Origin of the sequence: Streptococcus australis (genome assembly GCF_019930045.1) — a bacterium.
GTDB classification, from domain to species: domain Bacteria; phylum Bacillota; class Bacilli; order Lactobacillales; family Streptococcaceae; genus Streptococcus; species Streptococcus australis_D.
This window is the reverse complement of sequence record NZ_JAHZQQ010000001.1, coordinates 126,824-145,982: the sequence shown is the minus strand read 5'-3', so window position 1 is coordinate 145,982 and position 19,159 is coordinate 126,824. Positions and strand designations below refer to the sequence as shown.

13 protein-coding genes are annotated in these 19,159 nt (G+C 44.0%); 7 read left to right on the top strand and 6 right to left on the bottom strand.

The window, feature by feature from the left end; genetic code table 11:
* Positions 1 to 23: 23 nt before the first annotated feature.
* A complete protein-coding gene (locus K1J10_RS00695; RefSeq protein WP_223355548.1) occupies positions 24 to 995 on the bottom strand; it encodes a hypothetical protein in 972 nt (323 codons plus the stop codon).
* A 359-nt stretch (positions 996 to 1,354) separates the two neighbouring features.
* Between K1J10_RS00695 and K1J10_RS00690 the strand changes: the two genes are divergently transcribed.
* The 3 genes from K1J10_RS00690 (at position 1,355) to K1J10_RS00670 (ending at position 12,893) form a co-directional block, all read left to right on the top strand.
* On the top strand, positions 1,355 to 3,739 hold the full coding sequence (locus K1J10_RS00690; RefSeq protein WP_223355547.1) for a phosphoketolase family protein: 2,385 nt from the start codon (positions 1,355 to 1,357) through the stop codon (positions 3,737 to 3,739).
* Positions 3,740 to 3,984: 245 nt separating this feature from the next.
* Positions 3,985 to 8,334, top strand: a complete 4,350-nt coding sequence (locus K1J10_RS10700) for an SGO_0316/SGO_0317 family LPXTG-anchored serine peptidase (protein WP_263285363.1) — start codon at positions 3,985 to 3,987, stop codon at positions 8,332 to 8,334.
* Positions 8,335 to 8,414: 80 nt separating this feature from the next.
* Positions 8,415 to 12,893 carry an SGO_0316/SGO_0317 family LPXTG-anchored serine peptidase gene (locus tag K1J10_RS00670; protein ID WP_223355546.1) on the top strand — a complete coding sequence of 1,493 codons (4,479 nt, stop codon included), beginning with the start codon at positions 8,415 to 8,417 and terminating at the stop codon, positions 12,891 to 12,893.
* Positions 12,894 to 12,960: 67 nt separating this feature from the next.
* Here K1J10_RS00670 and K1J10_RS00665 read toward each other — a convergent pair whose 3' ends face one another.
* The 3 genes from K1J10_RS00665 to K1J10_RS00655 are packed head-to-tail and all read right to left on the bottom strand — an operon-like array spanning position 12,961 to position 15,290.
* Positions 12,961 to 13,368 carry a hypothetical protein gene (locus K1J10_RS00665; RefSeq protein ID WP_223355559.1) on the bottom strand — a complete coding sequence of 136 codons (408 nt, stop codon included), beginning with the start codon at positions 13,366 to 13,368 and terminating at the stop codon, positions 12,961 to 12,963.
* A complete protein-coding gene (locus K1J10_RS00660) occupies positions 13,349 to 14,251 on the bottom strand; it encodes a phosphodiester glycosidase family protein (RefSeq protein ID WP_223355545.1) in 903 nt (300 codons plus the stop codon). Before K1J10_RS00660 ends, K1J10_RS00665 begins: the two co-directional genes overlap by 20 nt.
* Positions 14,238 to 15,290 carry a bifunctional glycosyltransferase family 2/GtrA family protein gene (locus K1J10_RS00655; RefSeq protein WP_223355544.1) on the bottom strand — a complete coding sequence of 351 codons (1,053 nt, stop codon included), beginning with the start codon at positions 15,288 to 15,290 and terminating at the stop codon, positions 14,238 to 14,240. The genes K1J10_RS00660 and K1J10_RS00655 overlap by 14 nt, the downstream gene beginning before the upstream one ends.
* A gap of 278 nt (positions 15,291 to 15,568) precedes the next feature.
* Here K1J10_RS00655 and rpsF point away from each other — a divergent pair, with 278 nt between their 5' ends.
* The 4 genes from rpsF (at position 15,569) to K1J10_RS00635 (ending at position 17,394) form a co-directional block, all read left to right on the top strand.
* Positions 15,569 to 15,859: a 30S ribosomal protein S6 gene (gene rpsF / locus K1J10_RS00650; RefSeq protein WP_006595679.1), complete on the top strand. Its 291-nt coding sequence runs from the start codon at positions 15,569 to 15,571 to the stop codon at positions 15,857 to 15,859.
* A gap of 26 nt (positions 15,860 to 15,885) precedes the next feature.
* Positions 15,886 to 16,380, top strand: coding sequence for a single-stranded DNA-binding protein (locus K1J10_RS00645; protein WP_154853702.1), 495 nt, complete (start codon positions 15,886 to 15,888; stop codon positions 16,378 to 16,380).
* A 41-nt stretch (positions 16,381 to 16,421) separates the two neighbouring features.
* Positions 16,422 to 16,661 (top strand): 30S ribosomal protein S18, encoded by a 240-nt coding sequence (gene rpsR / locus K1J10_RS00640; RefSeq protein WP_054364984.1) that lies wholly within the window; start codon positions 16,422 to 16,424, stop codon positions 16,659 to 16,661.
* A gap of 211 nt (positions 16,662 to 16,872) precedes the next feature.
* Complete coding sequence (locus K1J10_RS00635) at positions 16,873 to 17,394, top strand: GNAT family N-acetyltransferase (RefSeq protein WP_129822441.1); 522 nt, start codon at positions 16,873 to 16,875, stop codon at positions 17,392 to 17,394.
* Positions 17,395 to 17,429: 35 nt separating this feature from the next.
* On the opposite strand, the gene K1J10_RS00630 is transcribed toward K1J10_RS00635, so the two are convergent.
* Positions 17,430 to 18,104: a DUF1129 family protein gene (locus K1J10_RS00630; RefSeq protein ID WP_129270089.1), complete on the bottom strand. Its 675-nt coding sequence runs from the start codon at positions 18,102 to 18,104 to the stop codon at positions 17,430 to 17,432.
* A 28-nt stretch (positions 18,105 to 18,132) separates the two neighbouring features.
* On the bottom strand, positions 18,133 to 19,077 hold the full coding sequence (locus K1J10_RS00625; protein ID WP_006597173.1) for a magnesium transporter CorA family protein: 945 nt from the start codon (positions 19,075 to 19,077) through the stop codon (positions 18,133 to 18,135).
* Positions 19,078 to 19,159 lie beyond the last annotated feature (82 nt).

The following is a 19,159-nucleotide window of genomic DNA, read 5'->3' as shown; positions in this document are numbered from 1 at the left end:
TTCAAAAGAGGAGTTAGAAAGCTTTAAATTCCAACCTTGACATCTGAGAATCGCTCAGACACCTGTGCAAAGAGAGTGTAAAGTTGTTCTTCAGCGTTCTTCTTATTTTTAATGGCTAGGCGGTGCTGTTTCTTTGGCTTGTCCTTGCGGATGTAGCACAATTGGAAGATAGAGCGGGCAATACCTGATTGACGAACTCGAGTGACATGTAAGTATAGTTGTTGAACATCTCGTAAATCAATCGTTTGCGTTCCTCTGAAATAGGTGATCAAATGATTTTTGTATAAGATAACTTTTAAGTCTTGATTGTAGTAACTGGCCTCATCAGCCAAACGGTTTAGATCTCCTTGGAGTTCGGGATAGTTTTGGTGGAGTTCCTGATAGGAAGCAATGGTCCGTTTCCGAACAGAGAAGCTGGCTACAACCATTGTAATGGTAAGTCCAGCTAAAGCAACTGAACCAAGTAAGAGGAATAAGGAGTCTTTGTTATATTCCGTAAGGCTTAGGTAATAGCTGGTCGTCATATTGAGTGACACGACAGAAGTCGGGTCAAGGAGGGAATGGATGTACTCACTATAACCGACAAGGCGACCGTTGCGAGATGTATTCTTACTATCCTTGGCTAAAGGGGCTAGTTGCGTTCCCTTTAGTTGATAAGGTTTGGTCTGCAGTTCCCCATTCTTCGCTTTATCAATGATTTCTTTAATCGTCGCATCGTCTTTTTTGGTTTCGATCCCTGCATACTTACCATCATTTTGGTTATCGTATTGGACAATATAGAGTACATGCCTTTTGTCCACAGTTCCGACAGGTTCTGGATAAATATCATAGACTTGCATCGTTACAGGATCCCCAGACTTTTCTGCCTTAGCAAAGCTAGTAGCAGGATTTTGGTGACGAATCCATAATGAAAATACTAATCCTGCGAATGCTAGGAAGACAAGGGCAAGCACCAGACCTGACACAAATCCTTTATTGCGTTTTTCCTTAATCATATCGACCTCCTTTAGTTTGATATCTAAAGTATATCACGAAAGATTTTATGTGACAAGGAAATTTATAGACGGCTGATTTCTAAGGCTTTTTAGCAGTTTCACCCAAAAGCTGTCTGTAAAATGATTGAAAAATAGTTTGATTTTAGAAGAGATTTGTAACTTTTTATAAAAAATTATATTTTTTTTAATTTTTTCTATATACAAAAAGATAAATTATTGATAGAATAGAAAAGAATTGAATTAAATTTGGTTCGCGCTCATTCTGTCTTCATGTTAGTGAAACAGAATGTTTATAACCTAAATACTTGCACTGGATTCTAATTCATCAGAATCATAGCTAGAATTTGAGAGGAGACAATATGACTGTTGATTTTAACAGCAAAGCATACTTGGATAAAGTGGATGCGTGGTGGCGCGCAGCAAACTATATTTCAGCTGCTCAAATGTACTTAAAAGACAACCCGTTGTTGAAACGTGAAGTGGTTGAAAACGATTTGAAAGCTCACCCAATCGGACACTGGGGAACTGTACCTGGACAAAACTTTATTTACGCACACTTGAACCGTGCCATCAACAAGTATGACTTGGATATGTTCTACATTGAAGGACCAGGTCATGGTGGACAAGTAATGGTGTCCAACTCTTACTTAGATGGTTCTTATACAGAATTGAATCCAAATATCCCACAAAATGAAGAAGGATTTAAACACCTATGTAAAATCTTCTCATTCCCAGGAGGGATTGCATCTCACGCGGCACCTGAAACTCCAGGATCTATCCACGAAGGTGGAGAACTTGGTTATGCTCTTTCTCACGCAGCTGGAGCTGTTTTAGATAATCCAGATGTGATTGCTGCAACCGTAATCGGTGATGGTGAAGGGGAAACTGGTCCATTGATGGCTGGTTGGTTGGCCAATACCTTCTTGAACCCAGTCAATGATGGTGCTGTTCTTCCAATCTTCTACCTCAACGGTGGAAAGATCCACAATCCAACAATCTTCGAACGCAAAACAGACGAAGAATTGGCCCTCTTCTTTGAAGGTCTTGGATGGAAACCAATTTTTGCAGACGTAACGGCTATTTCTGACGACCATGAAGCAGCTCATGCTTTGTTTGCAGAAAAATTGGACGAAGCGATTGAAGAAATCAAGAAAGTCCAAGCAGAAGCTCGTAAAGGTTCTGCAGAAGAAGCAACTCAACCAGTATACCCTGTCTTGATTGCTCGTATTCCTAAAGGTTGGACTGGACCAAAAGCTTGGGAAGGAACACCAATCGAAGGTGGATTCCGTGCGCACCAAGTGCCAATCCCAGTAGATGCTCACCACATGGAGCATGTAGATGCCCTTCTTTCATGGTTGGAATCTTACCGCCCAGCAGAGTTGTTTGATGAAACTGGTAAACTAGTTCCTGAAATTGCTGAAATCGCACCAAAAGGTGACCGTCGTATGGCTATGAACCCAATCACAAACGCAGGTGTTATCAAACCAATGGACACTGCTGATTGGAAGAAACATGCCTTCAAGATCGAAACACCAGGTGCCATCATGGCGCAAGATATGATCGAGTTTGGTAAGTATGCAGCAGATCTTGTGGATGCGAACCCAGATAACTTCCGTATCTTTGGACCAGATGAAACCAAATCAAACCGTCTTCAAGAAGTCTTCACTCGTACAAGTCGTCAATGGTTAGGACGTACGAAACCAGACTACGATGAAGCTTTGAGCCCTGCTGGACGTGTCATTGACTCTCAATTGTCAGAGCACCAAGCAGAAGGAATGCTCGAAGGATATGTCTTGACAGGTCGTCATGGATTCTTCGCTTCTTACGAATCATTCCTTCGTGTCGTAGACTCTATGATTACTCAACACTTCAAATGGTTGCGTAAATCGAAGACACATACGACATGGCGTAAAAACTACCCAGCCTTGAACCTGATTGCGACTTCAACTGTTTTCCAACAAGACCACAATGGTTATACTCACCAAGATCCAGGTATTTTGACTCACTTGGCTGAGAAAACTCCTGAATACATCCGTGAATACTTGCCAGCAGATACCAATAGCTTGCTTGCAGTGATGGATAAAGCCTTCAAGGCAGAAGACAAGGTAAACTTGATCGTTACTTCAAAACACCCACGTCCTCAATTCTACTCAGCTGATGAAGCAGAAGAATTGGTTCATGAAGGATACAAGGTGATCGATTGGGCATCAACTGTTGCAGCAGATGAAGAGCCAGATCTTGTCATTGCAGCTGCAGGTACAGAGCCAAACTTAGAAGCTCTTGCAGCCATCACAATCTTGCACAAGGCTTTCCCAGAATTGAAGATCCGCTTTGTCAACGTTGTAGACATCTTGAAATTGCGTCACCCATCAGTCGATGCTCGTGGACTTTCAGATGAAGAGTTTGACAAAGTCTTCACCGCTGACAAACCAGTGATCTTTGCCTTCCACGGTTACGAAGGCATGATCCGTGATATCTTCTTCAACCGTCACAACCACAACTTGCGTGTGCATGGTTACCGTGAAAACGGTGATATCACAACACCATTCGATATGCGTGTCATGTCTGAATTGGATCGCTTCCACTTGGCACAAGATGCAGCTAATGCAGCTCTTGGAGCAGAAGCAGCTGAATTTGCAGCTCAAATGGACGAAACAATTGCATTTCACAATGCTTACATCCGTGAACACGGTGATGATATTCCAGAAGTACACAACTGGAAATGGGAAAACGTAAATAAATAAGTTTATTCCAAAAGAAATCAGAAGCTATTCTGGTTTCTTTTTTTTTACCTTTTTAAAGAAAGAAACTTTGTCTAAGGAATTCCCCTTGGTAAGAGAAGCTTCTCCAATACTGGATAGAGAAACCTATCAAAAATCAATAAAATAATATATTTTTTAGAATTTGCTAGATTGCATTGACTTTGCATAAGATAAGGACTAAAATATAGGTGTGGAAACCGCTTACAAAATATAAAGGAGGTCTGTTTATGGGAAGCGACAGACAACAACGTTTTTCTCTACGAAAATATGCAGTCGGCCTAGTATCGGTACTTGTCGGATGCTTTTTTTGTGGGGTGACTGTTTCAGCCCAGGAGCAGGAAGGGCAGGTAGATGTACCCGCTATTGTAGTAAAAGAAGGAAGTCAGGAGGTGAGTCCGACAGTCGGACAGGGCGATGGCTCGGACGGCGCTCATACAACTGATACAGTTAAGGAGGAGTCTTCTTCACAAGAGAAAGCCAAGACTGAGAAAACTGGCGAGATCTCACCTTCCAATGCTCAAACAAATCCAGTTTCGGACCCTACACCTGAAAAAGAAGGTGTTGAAAAGAAGGAGCAAGAAGACCACACTGTTTTAGCATCTCAGCCAGTAGCTAATAAGGACGCTGTTTCAGCAAGTGTGGCAGATGAAGCCCGTGTTCAGGCCCTGGTACGTTTGGAGACGAAAAAGCAAGCTGAAGCAGCTCCTCTTAGTATTGCGGAGCAGATCAAGGATAATGCACCAATCAAGGAAGCGGTATTGAATGAATTGAAGGAAAAAGGCATTCAGTATACAAAACTAGCTGATTTTGATTTGGTCTTTAATGGTTTTGTTTTAGAAACCAAGTACAAGGATGCTTTGAAGATCCGTCAGTTAGCGCGTGTTGAAAAGGTGGAAATTACGCCACTAACGGATCGGACGGATGCACAGCCTAGCCCAACGAAGCAGAATACCCTCCTTCCTACAAAAGTTAGTGATGAAAATGAGTTGATTAATCTACAGCCTCTCTGGGACAAAGGGATCAAGGGGCAAGGTCGGGTGGTAGCTGTTTTAGATACTGGTCTTGATGTCAACCATAATTTCTTTAGTCTAACGGATAAAAGCAAAGCCAAATATCAGAATAAAGAGCAGATGGAAGCGGCTATGAAAAAGGCAGGCATCACTTATGGGAAGTGGTACAACGATAAGGTGGTCTATGCCTATAACTATTCAGATATGAACGATGAGATTCGAGAAGATGATCCGCGTTCACATGGGACCCACGTAGCAGGCTCAGCCGTTGGAAATGCGACCAAGCCAGTGCCAACTGGCGAATACCTAAAGGGAGTCGCACCAGAAGCCCAGCTTATCTTTATGCGCGTTTTCTCTGATAAGAAGGGCATGACAGAACAAGGCTTTGTCGTCGCTAAGGCTGTTGAAGATGCGGTCAAGCTTGGTGCTGACACCATCAATATGAGTTTTGGTGGAGTTAATGGATCTGAAGCAGATACCAATCCCCTAACTCGTCAAGCCTTTGAATTCGCTCGTAAATCCGGTGTTGTCATCAATGCTGCAGCAGGGAATTACGCCGTAAGTGGATACTGGCAGGCTAAGCCAAAAGCAGATGCACCGGATACTGGAACGATTGATGAACCCGCCATTGAAGATGGAGTTCTAGCCATTGGTGCTTTCAATAATCAGATCAATCACGAAACGACCATGCGTCTGGAAATCCCAGCTCTAAAGGATAAGAAAGAATTCCAAAATGGCCTCGTCGATCTTCCCGTTTACCGGCTGATTTTCCCAGTAGAAGGTCCTCAGTCTTACGTTTCAGTTCCAAAAGGTGGACTGGATAGTTACCGAACTGCTACGGTGAAAGGCAAAATTGCTCTGGTTGAGAGCGGTGGGGATGTGACGGACGAAGAGAAGGTTAATGCCCTCAGACAAGCTGGTGCAAAAGGTGTCCTCGTTTATCAGAATGAAGAGCAAGGGGACAGCCTCCAAAAACTTCCGATGGGCTATTGGGGCTCCTTCTATCCGGTTAGCGTCTTGAATCATGCTATCGGTAAAGAACTCGCTTCCCACGCTGGAGAATACGAGCTAATCTTCCATCAGGAAGTCAAGAAAGTGCCTTATAGTGAAGCCAACAAGATGCTCTTCTTTACTGGTTGGGGGCTTTCTGCCGAAGGAAAACTTAAGCCAGATGTTACCCTACCTGGCGGAATGGTCTACTCGGCGATTCCAGATGGTCTGTATGATATGGATGAGGGGACCAGTATGGCAACGCCCCATGCGGCAGGGGCGACAGCCTTGATCAAGCAAGCTCTAGAACAACGTTTCCCAACTTATAGTCCAGAGCAAATTCATACGCTTTTGCGCCAATTAGTCATGAGTACAGCCAAACCTCATTTTGATCAGGAAAGTAAGAGCTACTCTTCTGTCCGTCAACAAGGATCTGGTCTCATGGATGCTGCAGCGGCAGCCTTTGGTGATGTCTTTGTAACAGGCGGAAAAGGAACAAACAGTAGTTTGACGCTAGGCAATGTCAAGGATACCTTTACGTTTGAGGTTACGGTGCACAACTTAAGTTCGGAAGCGAAAGACTTCACTTATCATACGGTCGTCAACACCGATCAGGTGGAAAATGATCGCATCAGCTTGAAGATGCGTCAGCTACTGGATCAAGTGGGAGAAAAAATCATTCATGTTCCAGCAAAGGGAAGTGTGACGGTTCCAATTTCTGTAGATACCAGTACCTTTACAAGCGAACTTACCAATCAAATGAAGAATGGTTACTTTTTAGAAGGATTTGTCTTCTTTAAAGATGCCAAAACCAAGAAAGATCTCGTAAGTCTTCCATATATCGGCTTCAAAGGGCAGTATCAGGATTTACCAGGTATCGAAAAGCCTATCTATGCCTTCACTGGGGATGAAAAACCATTCTACTATTATGCAAATGAAAAAGCAGAGAAACCTGAAAAAGACTCAGGAGATCACTTTACAGCCTTGGTCAGCACTATTTGGCGCGGGGGCAAAGAAGTACAGGTTGTATTGGGAGAAAAAGATGGGCATTACGATGGAAATCAACTTGTCTTCTCGCCAAATGATGATGGTTCCTATGATAGTGTCAAGCTCAATGCAGTCGTTTTGAGAAATGTAGACAATATTCATTTATCGGTCTATCGTGCAGATGACCTCAAACGCGAACATCCTATTTTTGAACAAGGTAATGAAAGTCAGAAGAAATCGGACTATGGTTGGCGGATTAATGACCGTAGTAAGATTCTTTATGCGACACAGTGGGCAGGCAAGGACAATAACAATCAGCTAGTGCCAGATGGGGACTATCAATATGTAGTCACTTATCGTCCAAGCACACCAGGTGCCAAACCTCAAGAGATTGTTCTAAAAGTCCGAGTCGATAAGCAAGTGCCACAACTGGCGAATACCAAGGATCTCTTTGATCCAGCAACTCGTCTCTTTAAGCCAGGTGAAATTATTGAAACGGGTAGTGGACTAGGCGGAAAATACCTCTCTTACAAAAAAGATGATCAGGAAGTCGAAATTAGTCCAAATGAAGATGGAACCTACTCTATTCCAGAAGGAGTAGATCTAAAAACTGTGCGCTTCTATATTTGGGATCAGGTCAATAATACCAACACCTTGACCTTGGATGGTAAGACCGCTTCAGAAGAAAAAACGACGGAAAAATCAGGGACGGAGGAAGCAAGTCCGACAGCTGCGACTAGCGAAGCAACCGTCGGTCGCTTAGAGGTGCAAATTGTCGATGAAAAAGGCGAGGCAACCAACCAATACCCAGAAATGATGCGTTACCAAGTCTTTGACAGCAAGGGGAATCGGGTGGATCAAGAATTTAATAGCTACTACGAAGATCCGCTACCGACTCTTCCATTTGGAACCTACACTGTAAAAGTTGTCGCTCAAGATCAAAATTATTCTTGGGTATCTCCAACCACTGTGACAGTGGAATTAAGCAAGGAGCACCCTGAAGGACTGGTCAAATTTGTCTACCACTACATTGACAAAAATCGCTTTGACCTCGTCTTTGACAAAGAACTTCCAGATGGAACCCGTGTCTTTGCCATTGATCAGAAGACAGGAGAAAAAGTGGAGTTGAATCAAACCCTATATGAACCAAAGACATTTGAAAGCATCCTGATCAATGGAGAGTATCAGATCCATATTGATCTGCCAACAGGTTATCGGGCAGTGGAAAATGATTTCATCTATACCGTAGCTAATCGTATTAATCGCTACTTGACCAGTTTTGTAGAAGTCTCAGAAGATCAGGTGGAAGATCCAACTGTCCCACCTACTCCTCAACTGTCACCTATGACACAAAAAGGTAGAATAAAAATGGATCAGGAGGCTCAACAAGTCACTCCTCAACCGTCACCTATGACGCAAGAAGGTCAATCAGCAATGGATCAGGAGCTTCAACAAGTCTCTCATCGCCCAGTAACTTCTCTTCCAAAAACTGGACAGGAAAATGACCAATTAGGGATTGTAGGCTTTATGGTTTTTCTACTCACTTTCGGTGCGATCCGAATGAAGAAAAATCATCCAGACCAAGTATAACGTTCTCTTAGTAGAGAAAATTGAGTGGGCTTCAGGTGGTGTAACAGCCACCTGAACCTGGTATATAAAAAGGAGTTTTTATGGAATTTCATCGACAACAACGTTTTTCCATTCGTAAATATGCGGTTGGAGTTGCTTCCGTTTTAATAGGTATGTTCTTGATGGGATCGGTGGTTTCGGCAGATACTGTAACACCAGCACCATCCACAGTCGAGTCATCAGCCGTAGTACCTGATAGCACAACGACAGATGAAAAGGCAATAGAGCCGATCGTTGCTGTTAAGGAGGATATCTCCGGTGTACCAGTAGAAAAATCGACTTCCGCTGTCCCTACTCCAACAGAGACTGAGGGCAAGGACCAGACCAAACAAGCACTAAATACTTCTTCAGTTGCTAGCGATTCTTCAAATGAGAACCCAAGAGAAGAGAAGACCTTGTCACCTTCTGTTATTGCAAGTCCAAAAGTCAATTCTGAAGTTGTTGCGACGGAGGCTCCCCAGGAAGTAGCTAAAGAAACGCTAGAGGATGCAAGTCCAGTCGAGGTCCTGGTTCGCCTGAAAGAAAAGGTTTCTGCTGAGAATGGAGATGGATCTCGAACTTCAAAAGAAGCGCGTATCGAGCAAACCAACCAAGACCATGAACAATTTTTGAAAGAACTCGAAAGACAATCCATTCAGTTCAAAAAATTGTATGACGTTAATTTGCTCTTTAATGGATTGGCTCTAGAGACGACCTATGGAGATGCTAAAAAGATCCGGGGATTAGCACGTGTCGATGCCCTAGATTATGCTCCACTTGGTCGGACCAGAGTAGCTGAGAACCAGCCTACTCCTGCCTCACCGGCTTCAACTACGACCAAGGTCAGTGAAGAAAACAGCCTGATCAATTTGCAACCACTCTGGGATAAGGGTATCAAAGGCCAGGGACAGGTTGTAGCGGTTATCGATTCGGGGGTCGACCCTGCCCACGATATTTTTCGTCTAACAGATATAAGCAAGGCCAAGTACAAGAGTGAAGCGGAAATTGAAGAGGCTAAAAAGAAGGCCGGCATCACTTACGGTAAATGGTACAACAATAAAGTCGTCTACGTTCACAACTATAGTGATATGGATGACAATGTTAAAGAAGATGATCCAATCTCTCACGGTGCCCACGTAGCTGGAACCGCTGTGGGAAATGCCTCTCAACCATCCCCAAATGGTGAGATTATTCGAGGTGTCGCTCCCGAAGCCCAGCTTATGTTTTTGCGTGTTTTCTCAGACACCAAGGGCGGTCAGGTTCAAAATTTCATCTATACCAAGGCAGTGGAAGACGCCGTCAAATTAGGGGCTGATTCCATCAACATGAGTTTGGGAACCGCATCAGGCTCGATTTATGATGTAGGAGAAATCACGCGCCAGGCCTTTGAGGTAGCGAGAAAGGCGGGAGTGACCATTACAGTTGCCTCTACCAATATGGCGACCAATGGCTTCTGGCACAGCAAACCACTTGCAAGCACACCGGATTATGGGATGACAGGAACCCCATCCGTCAACCCAAATGTCATCTCAGTCGCTTCGATTAATAGTCTGACCAAGCATGAGTCGACAGAAGCAAGCCTGACCGTAGAAGCCTTAAAAGGTTCCGTGGACTTTCCTGATGGCAAAATTCCGATGCACTCCTTTGTAGAACGCGATGCCTTTCGGACAACCATCCCTCAAAGTTATCTCCATGTGGAAAAGGGAGGGATCGACCACTACCAAGCTGATAGTATCAATGGGCACTTAGTCCTTACGGAGCGAGGTGGGGAAGTTTCGGATGTGGATAAGGTCAAAGAGCTGAAAAGAGCAGGTGCTACAGGGGTGATATTCTACCAGACTAAGGAGCAGGGCAATAATCCTGTAGGCTTTGACTTAGAAGGACTGGGGGAACGATTCCCAGTTGGGGTTATTGGCCACGATGCTGGAAGTGTCTTAGCTCAACATGCCAAGGACTACCAGCTCCATATTGCCAACAAATTCAAACGGGTTCCGTACGACGCAGCCAATCAATTATCCGACTTCTCCTCTTGGGGGCTGTCAGCTGATGGCGACCTCAAACCGGATGTCACTCTTCCAGGAGGGATGATCTACTCATCTGTTAATAATGGAGAGTACTATATGGATAGGGGGACCAGTATGGCCTCTCCTCATGCAGCGGGTGCCACTGCGCTGGTGAAACAAGCCCTGAAGGAGCGCTTCCCTCATCTCAGTCCAGAACAGTTACAAGTTCTTGTCAAACAGATGACCATGAGTACAGCTGTCCCGCATGTTGATGAGGAAACACATGCCTATTCCTCTGTTCGTCAGCAAGGAGCAGGGGTCATGGATGTCACAGCTGCAGCTCTAGGAGATCTCTATGTGACTGCAAAAGATGCTAAAAGTAGTCTGACACTAGGCAATGTCACAGATACTTTTGAGTTTGATGTGACCATCCACAATCTTTCCAATCAAGAGAAGTCTCTTCGTTATGAAACGACCCTTCAGACAGACCAAGTTCAAGATGGTAAATTCACCCTTCATCCTCGGCTATTAGAAACCATAGATGGCAAGGAAACCATCACTGTTCCAGCCAATGGTCAGCGGACCATCCATGTAACGGTTGATGCGAGCAAGTACAAGGAAGAGCTCAGCAAGCAAATGCCAAATGGTTATTTCTTAGAAGGTTATGTACTAGTCAAAGATGCCGGCACCCAAAAACATCTGGTCAGCCTCCCTTATGTTGGCTTTCATGGAGATTACCAAAATCTGCGTGGCATTGAAAAGCCAATCTACGAATACACAGGTAGCGACAAGCCGTTTTACTACTACAAGGACAAGACCGATTATCCAGATGAAAAGGTCCCAGAAACGCCAGAGCGTCATCCAGACAATCACTTTACCTCTTTGATCAGTTATGTCTATGAAAATGGAGAATCCGTAGCCAAAACTCTTGGCCAGGATGGGGATCGCTTTGATGGGGACCAACTTTACTTCTCTCCAAACAATGATTCCAGCTTTGATAGCATCAAGGTTAAAGCCGTCATGCTTCGCAATGTTGAAAATGTCCACCTATCAGTTTACAAGAAGGAGGACACAGCTCGTACTAACCCGATTTACGAGGTCGGAAATGAAGTCCACCGTAAGACAGACTGGAGTTACCGGATTGGGAATCGTAGCGAAGAGTTTTATGAAATCTCTTGGGAAGGTTTGGACAAAGACGGCAAGCAATTACCAGATGGAGAATACCAATTTGTGATCACCTACCGTCCAACTGCTTCAGGGGCTAAGCAACAAGAGCTTAACTTCAAGGTTAAGATTGACAATACGGCTCCAAGCATCGAGTCTGGAAGTGCACAGTACGATCCAGCAACACGGATTTTCCGACCAGGTAAGGTGATTGAAACTGGTAGTGGACTAGCAGGGACTTATCTGTCCTACGTCAAAGATGGGGAAACCGTGGCCTTGGAACCCCAAGAGGATGGTAGCTATCTGCTTCCGGAAGGGGTGGACCCTTCTACTGTTCGCTATACCATCTGGGATAAGGTCTACAATACCACTGAGATGGACATCGAAGGAAAGAAAGTAGAGGCAACGACTTCGACGAATGAAGCCAGTTCAGATGAACAACCAGGCGAGACAGAGACTGAAAAATCAAAGGCTGAAAAGAGCACCTTGGAGGTGGTCTTCACAGATAGCAGTGGAGAAGTCATTTCGTATTATCCATCCGTCGTTCGTTATCAGGTAGTGGATGACCAAGGCCGTGTAGTAGAAGGAGAGTTCAATGCGTCCTACAATGCTGGCACCTTCCCAGACTTACCTTTTGGTACTTATACAGTGAAAATCACCCTATCTGATTACCATTATGATTGGGGAACAGAACTAGTGAAGAAGGTGACGGTTTCAGCCGAAAATCCACATCCGAAAGTGACCTTTGCCTTCCATTATTTAGATGAAAACAAACTCACTATTGGATTTGATCAGCCGGTTCCGACAGGAACAGTCGTAAAAGTGGTGGGGAATGATGGTATCAGTCGCCTTCTCCCACAAAGTATCTATGATTTGAAACGCTTTGAGACCATGCTGATGAACGGCTCCTATCGTGTTCATGTGGATCTCCCAGCGGGGTATCGTGCATCGGAAAATGATTTCCTTTATGAAGTGAGCAATCAAATCAATTTCCACCTTCTTTCTTTGGTCAAAGACGTTATCAAGCCAAACCCAGAGGTGCATAGTGGAGCGATTGTGGAACCATGGATTCAACCAGAAAATCCGACACTAGAGATACCGGAAACTCCAGTGACGCCTGTCCAACCAGCGGTATCCAAAGGCCCAGTTACCCCAGCTCAACCAACTACACCTGAAACGAAAGAAGTTGCAGCAAACAAACCAGTCGCTGTTGGCTATCATACTGGTGGCCAAGCAGAAGTGGCTGCTTCAAGGCCAATAACCAGCCTTCCAAAAACAGGACAAGAAGCCTTGACTTCAACAGCCCTCAGCCTCTTGGGTATGAGTTCACTAGCTTTGGCAGGTTTTGTAGCAAGCAAAAAACGGCAAGATTAAGCCGTTCAGGCATTAGCTTACTCTAAAAAACGTCCGTTTAATTTTAGAAACGGACGTTTTGAATGTTTTAAGCTGTTTTCTCCACCCAGACACTGCGGACTAAGAAGAGGCTGATGAGGGCAAGGGCTAGGAAGATCCCTGCAACATAATAGTAGGGTTGGTCGAGAGTTGTTGAACGACCAGAGAGGTTCACAATACCTCGATAGAGGGCTCCAGCAGTTGCCGTGGCAACAGCTGAGTTCCAAAGATTAAGAGTGATTCGAGAAAGGCCTTTTACCACTAGTTGCAGAGCTACGAGCAGGGCGCCACCAATCAAAGGGATCAAGAAGAGGTAGTGCATGAAGGCAGAGGTTTCGCCAAAACTAAAGTGTTCGTAGATGCGACTCCCGACGAAGAAGAAAGCTGAAATCAGAGTGTACCAGAGGATGGTCTTTTTCAACCGTTGTTTGATAGGATTAGTAACCGATGTAGACAATGTCACTCACCGCCCTTTCTGAGATAGTACCATTTGTAGTTGGTTTGTTCATAACTTGGCCATTGAAGTAAAGAGTAGAAGATCCACCACCATCCAGGTTGTAGGCTGTTTTAACGCCATACGATTTCATCACTTCCGCTAATTGGTAGAGAGAAAGCCCTTCACTCTCTGAAGTCCGGCCGTCCGAGACGACAATGATGTAGTGATTTTCATCGATGATCCCAATGGCAGTTCGTGGGTTAGAAGACATGGATTGTCCCACCTCTGAGTTAGTATCGACTGTAATTTCTCCATCTTCAACCAAGGAAGGTCCGAAGGCAAGGAGATTAACAACCCCGTCTTTGACCAACTGATCCGCAGAGATTTCATCTTCGTAGATAACCTTAAAGGAACCATCTTTATAAATCGCTAAGTCGCCATTGCTAGAGTCTTCGCGAACCGTATCGCGGTAGACCACTCCGTTTCGGATGACATAGCCGGTGCTATTAGCTCCGTAGTAGTCTCCATTGACGGCTAGAATAGCATTGTTCTCAGCTGCAGTGACGGAAGTTTTAGCCGTCACATTGGTCCCATAGGTATTTTGAGCAAAAGCAGTTTTTAGATAGTCAGAAGAGCTAACCGTAATATCTGCAATGTAAACTTGAGTGTTTTCAACTGTTTTTTCTGTCAGGCTCACCTGGATATTGTCATCGGAGTAACTGGTATCTGTTGTAGTAGCAGTTGCGGCAGCTTGTTCAGCAGCTTTGGTATCAGTGGTCGTAGCTTTGACTGTTTGGATAGCATCGGATAAGACAAAGGTTTTGAGCATAGAATAGCTGAAGGAGCTTGTTAGCAGGATACCAAAACAAGCAGCATAGGTATACGATTTTTTAAAGAATTTCATGAGTAGGTGCAGTCCTTTCCTTGAAAATGATTTTTTTCTGAATCAACCATGAGACGACGAAAAGCAAGAGTCCGACGAGCACTTTGCAGAGGAGCAAATGGAGACCGAAGCTTGTATAGAAGAGTCGAATCAAGAGGGTATCGAGAATAAAGAGTCCAATCGCAAGTCCCAAGTAACCACTTCCGGTTCGAGCCAGGCTGTCTTTGTTCTTAAAGACGAAACGTTTGTTGGTCGAGTAGTTAAAGATAGAGCTAGCCACACGAGCAATCCCGTTGGCAAGGAGGATCCGAAGGCTAATCGGCACAGCCATCATCACGAACAGGAAGAAGGCGTAGACCAGATAGTCAACGATAAAGCTACTCAGGGAGGAGAGGGCAAATTTAAACATGTCCTTGTAGATCATAAGGCCGTCTCGAATAGGGCGGAAGTGGGACCCTTCATTGTCATTGATATAGACTGTTTCAATCGGAACTTCCAAGATGGGGAAGGCCTTGCTAGCTGCGAGGAGAACATTCATTTCGTACTCATACCGTTGTCCCTCAATTTCTAACATAAAGGGGATCATGTTGGTTGTAAAGGCTCGAAGGCCAGTCTGCGTATCTGTCACAGCGACCCCTGTTTGTTGCTTGAACAAGAAGCGGGTCAATTTATTTCCAAAGGCTGAACGCAAGGGAACCTTTCCTGAAAAGGCGCGTGCCCCTAGAATCAATTGATTCGGATTATCTTGCGACTGGTTGGCCACGCGGAAGATATCCCAAACCTTATGTTGGCCATCGGCATCGGCAGTGATGACTGTACCGTATTGCCCTTGCTCTTGAATGTAGGTGTAGGCTGTTTTGAGAGCCCCTCCTTTTCCAAGGTTCACTTCGTGGTGAAGGACTGTAGATAATCCGTTTAACTTTTCAAAAATAGCCTGGCAATCCTCAGAACTACCATCGTCCACAACGATAATGGAGAAGTCACATTTTTCTCTCAGTTTTTTCACCAGTTTGAGAAGTTTTTGATCGGGTTGATAAGCGGGGATGACTAAATAATTCATAACCGTTCCTCGTTTCTTGTTTGTGATGAAGGTAGTATAACGGCCCATTCTTAAAGCTAACTGATATCAGTTTTCTTTAAGGAAAGGAGGAGATTTCCTTGCTGTATAAAAACTAGAGAAAATAATAGAAGAAAAATAAATCTTCTCAAAAAGAATCAAGAGAAGGTATTTTTACTTGCCATCTATCCTAAAGTCTGGTATAATAGTTTCTTGTGAGCAAACCTCACTTACCCCTTGCAAAGACTTGGGGTCATTAGACCAAAAGGAGGAACATATCAATGGCTAAATACGAAATTCTTTATATTATTCGTCCAAACATTGAAGAAGAAGCTAAAAACGCTTTGGTAGCACGCTTTGACTCTATCTTGACTGACAACGGTGCAACTGTTGTTGAATCAAAAGATTGGGAAAAACGTCGTCTTGCATACGAAATCCAAGATTTCCGTGAAGGACTTTACCACATCGTAAACGTTGAAGCGAACGACGATGCAGCTCTTAACGAGTTCGACCGTCTTTCAAAAATCAACGGTGACATTCTTCGTCACATGATCGTAAAAGTTGACGCGTAAGCCCTAACGAATAAAGAAGGTGACTAATGATTAACAATGTTGTACTTGTAGGTCGTATGACTCGAGATGCTGAACTTCGTTATACCCCTCAAAATCAGGCTGTTGCGACATTCTCACTTGCTGTTAACCGTAATTTTAAAAACCAAAATGGTGAACGAGATGCGGACTTTATCAACTGTGTGATTTGGCGTCAACAAGCTGAAAATTTAGCAAATTGGGCTAAAAAGGGTGCCTTAGTTGGGATTACAGGTCGTATCCAGACTCGTAATTATGAGAATCAGCAAGGTCAACGTGTTTATGTCACTGAAGTCGTAGCGGACAGCTTCCAATTGTTGGAAAGCCGCGCGAATCGTGAAGGACAAGCAAGTGGTGGTTATGCTTCAGCTGGAGGATTTGCAGGAAATGCAGCTCCAAGCTTTGGAGGATCTGAACCATCAAATGCAACACCAAACTTTGGACGTGATGATAATCCATTCGGAGCTAATCCAATGGACATCTCGGATGACGATCTACCATTTTAAGAATGGGTTTAACGAATTAAAACTATAAAGGAGAAATAAACATGGCTCAACAACGTCGTGGCGGATTCAAACGCCGTAAAAAAGTTGATTACATCGCAGCAAACAAAATTGAATATGTTGATTACAAAGATACTGAGCTTCTTAGCCGTTTCGTTTCAGAACGTGGGAAAATCCTTCCTCGTCGTGTAACTGGAACTTCAGCGAAGAACCAACGTAAAGTAACAACAGCTATCAAACGCGCTCGCGTAATGGCTTTGATACCTTTCGTAAACGAAGATTAAAAAAAAGACCCGGGTGGGTCTTTTTTTCACGAGCCTGGAAATTGGATAGCGAGTTGAGGTCCGGGTGGCCCTCTTTTTCATGAGCTTGAAAACAAGAAAGCGAATTAAGACCCTTACAGGTCTTTTTTTCAGGTCCGGGTGGCCCTCTTTGATCTTTCCCAAGCTCTAATTATGCTATAATGAGGGGGAGAAAGGTATCAAGAAGCGCAACATGAAGGAAAGCACAATCATCAGAAGTATGATGGAGTATGATATTGAAGGGATCTCTCAAGCCTTTATCCATCAAGGGTGGCCGGGTAGAGAGGATATCTTGGCCAGCTATTTTCAGGATCAGGAGAACGGAAAGAGAGACGTATTAGTAGCTGAGTCGGATGGATTTGTGGCAGGTTATATCACTATATTGCCTTATGCCAAGCACGGCCCTTTCGTGGGAGTCTATCCTGAACTATCTGATTTTAATGTTTTTGAGCCATTTAGAAATCGAGGAATTGGGAATCAACTCTTAGAAGAGGCGGAAAAAAGAGTCCGGCTACTATCAGAGATTGTTACTTTAGGGGTTGGTTTACACTCGGGTTATGGTCCAGCTCAAAGACTGTATGTCAAACGGGACTATATCCCAGACGGATCTGGAGTTTGGTTTAGGGATCAGCCCTTGGACCCTTACAGTTCTTGTGAAAACAATGATGACTTAGTCCTCTATTTTTCAAAAAGATTGAACAGGGAAATACAGTAAAAACAAAAACGGATGAAAACTTCATCCGTTTCTTTTTAGCGTCGTTGAGGTGCTGTATTGGCGCTCTTAATATTGTATTTTTTCTTCAAGTAGTAGCGGAGAAGAAGAGCTCCTCCACCGAGTAAGAGCATGAACCAGTTTGGTACACGAGGGTTGAGGAATTGTGGGAGCAAAGCAGTGACCATGAGAATTACAACCCAAAGGATCATCGCCAACATTAGGATAGGGAGTGACTTGGTTAAAGCAGGCCGTTTCATTCCACGTTTAGAAACTTCGTAGTACTGGTAGAAGTAGTAATACATCAAATAGAGCACAACCCCACCAGCCAAGCTACCAAGAGTCAATGTGAGAAGTCCATAAGTGGTTCCCTGAGGTGCAAAAAGGTTCATGAAGGCTGAAATAGCAGCAAAGAGACCAAAGACGAGAAGGAAAGAATCTGTGATCATAAGATGAGGAGCATCATTCTCTTTTGGATGCTCTTTTTCGTAGCGTTCCTGATCACTAAAAGCATTGGCCCAAACAGTTGGCGCTCCAAAGAGAGTTCGCGCCGTTACTCCTTTTGGTTGGTTTTCAAAGATAGCTGGAAGAATTTCTTCAATCAGGCTAGTAGCCTCTTCTTCTGTTTTGCCGTTTTCAATCAATTGGTGTTTAGCGATGCGAACGAATTCTTGATTCTTTTTACTTAATTGGGTCAAATCAAATTGAGACATAAATACTCCTTAGTGTTATTAGTAGGTGTTAGAACCATTTTTTATGGATGAGGTAGACAACGAGCGATCCGGTCATGGCAAAGGCAATAAAGATAATGAGCCAGAAAGCATTAGGTTCTCCGTTGAGGGGGAGATCATTGTTTTTAAAGTTCATGCCATAAGCCGAGAAGATCATAGTTGGGATGGACATGACGATGGTCACCATGGCCAAGGTCTTCATGATATTATTCTGGTTGTTGGAGATGATCGATGCGAAGGTATCGGTCATAGAGTGGAGAATGTTTCCATAAATATCCGCCATCTCAATGGCCTGTTGGGTCTCGATCAAGGTATCTTCCAACAGATCCTCGTCTTCCAGGTATTTCTTGATGTTACTAGTGGCACTGGTCAATTTCTTGATCACGCGCTCATTGGTTTTCAGAGAGGCCTTGAAGTAGACGATGGTCTTTTCTAGCTCCATCAGTTCAATCAGCTCCTCATTACGCGTTGACTTGTGCAGTTGACTTTCAATCTGTTCACTCTTGCGATCCAAGGTACGAAGCGCGGTTAAGTAGAGCTCGGCATTGCGATAAAGGATCTGGAAGATGAAGCGGGATCGCATGAAGGTATAGAAATTCCGCAAGCGACGATTGATAAAGGTGTCTAGGAGAGGTAACTCTTCCAAGCAAGTGGTGATGATAGCCTCTTCTGTTAGGATAATTCCCAAAGGGATGGTGACATAGTAGGTCTGATTGTTCCGCTCTTCCTTGATGGGAACGTCTACGATGATCAAGGTATACTCATCTTCGATGGTCATACGGGACATTTCTTCCGCATCGAGTGGTGCTCGTAAGTCGGCAATATCGATGTTAAAAGCAGAGGCGATTTCCATCGATTCACTTTGGGAAGGATTGACAAGGTTGATCCAGCTACCGGGTTCCAGTGTCTCTATTTCTTTAAATTCAGTCGTTGTCGATAAAAAGACCTGTTTCATGGTGCCTCCCCTTGTTTTTTTACACCTTAACATTATAACAGAAAAAGCACGCTTTTGGATAAAAGAATACTGAAAAATTTGA

Coding starts and splice junctions, on each gene's coding strand:
- K1J10_RS00660 (WP_223355545.1), bottom strand. CDS start 14,251: ATGAAATTCTTTAAAAAATCGTATACCTATGCTGCTTGTTTTGGTATC.
- rpsF (WP_006595679.1), top strand. CDS start 15,569: ATGGCTAAATACGAAATTCTTTATATTATTCGTCCAAACATTGAAGAA.
- K1J10_RS00645 (WP_154853702.1), top strand. CDS start 15,886: ATGATTAACAATGTTGTACTTGTAGGTCGTATGACTCGAGATGCTGAA.
- K1J10_RS10700 (WP_263285363.1), top strand. CDS start 3,985: ATGGGAAGCGACAGACAACAACGTTTTTCTCTACGAAAATATGCAGTC.
- K1J10_RS00630 (WP_129270089.1), bottom strand. CDS start 18,104: ATGTCTCAATTTGATTTGACCCAATTAAGTAAAAAGAATCAAGAATTC.
- rpsR (WP_054364984.1), top strand. CDS start 16,422: ATGGCTCAACAACGTCGTGGCGGATTCAAACGCCGTAAAAAAGTTGAT.
- K1J10_RS00670 (WP_223355546.1), top strand. CDS start 8,415: ATGGAATTTCATCGACAACAACGTTTTTCCATTCGTAAATATGCGGTT.
- K1J10_RS00625 (WP_006597173.1), bottom strand. CDS start 19,077: ATGAAACAGGTCTTTTTATCGACAACGACTGAATTTAAAGAAATAGAG.
- K1J10_RS00655 (WP_223355544.1), bottom strand. CDS start 15,290: ATGAATTATTTAGTCATCCCCGCTTATCAACCCGATCAAAAACTTCTC.
- K1J10_RS00695 (WP_223355548.1), bottom strand. CDS start 995: ATGATTAAGGAAAAACGCAATAAAGGATTTGTGTCAGGTCTGGTGCTT.
- K1J10_RS00635 (WP_129822441.1), top strand. CDS start 16,873: ATGAAGGAAAGCACAATCATCAGAAGTATGATGGAGTATGATATTGAA.
- K1J10_RS00690 (WP_223355547.1), top strand. CDS start 1,355: ATGACTGTTGATTTTAACAGCAAAGCATACTTGGATAAAGTGGATGCG.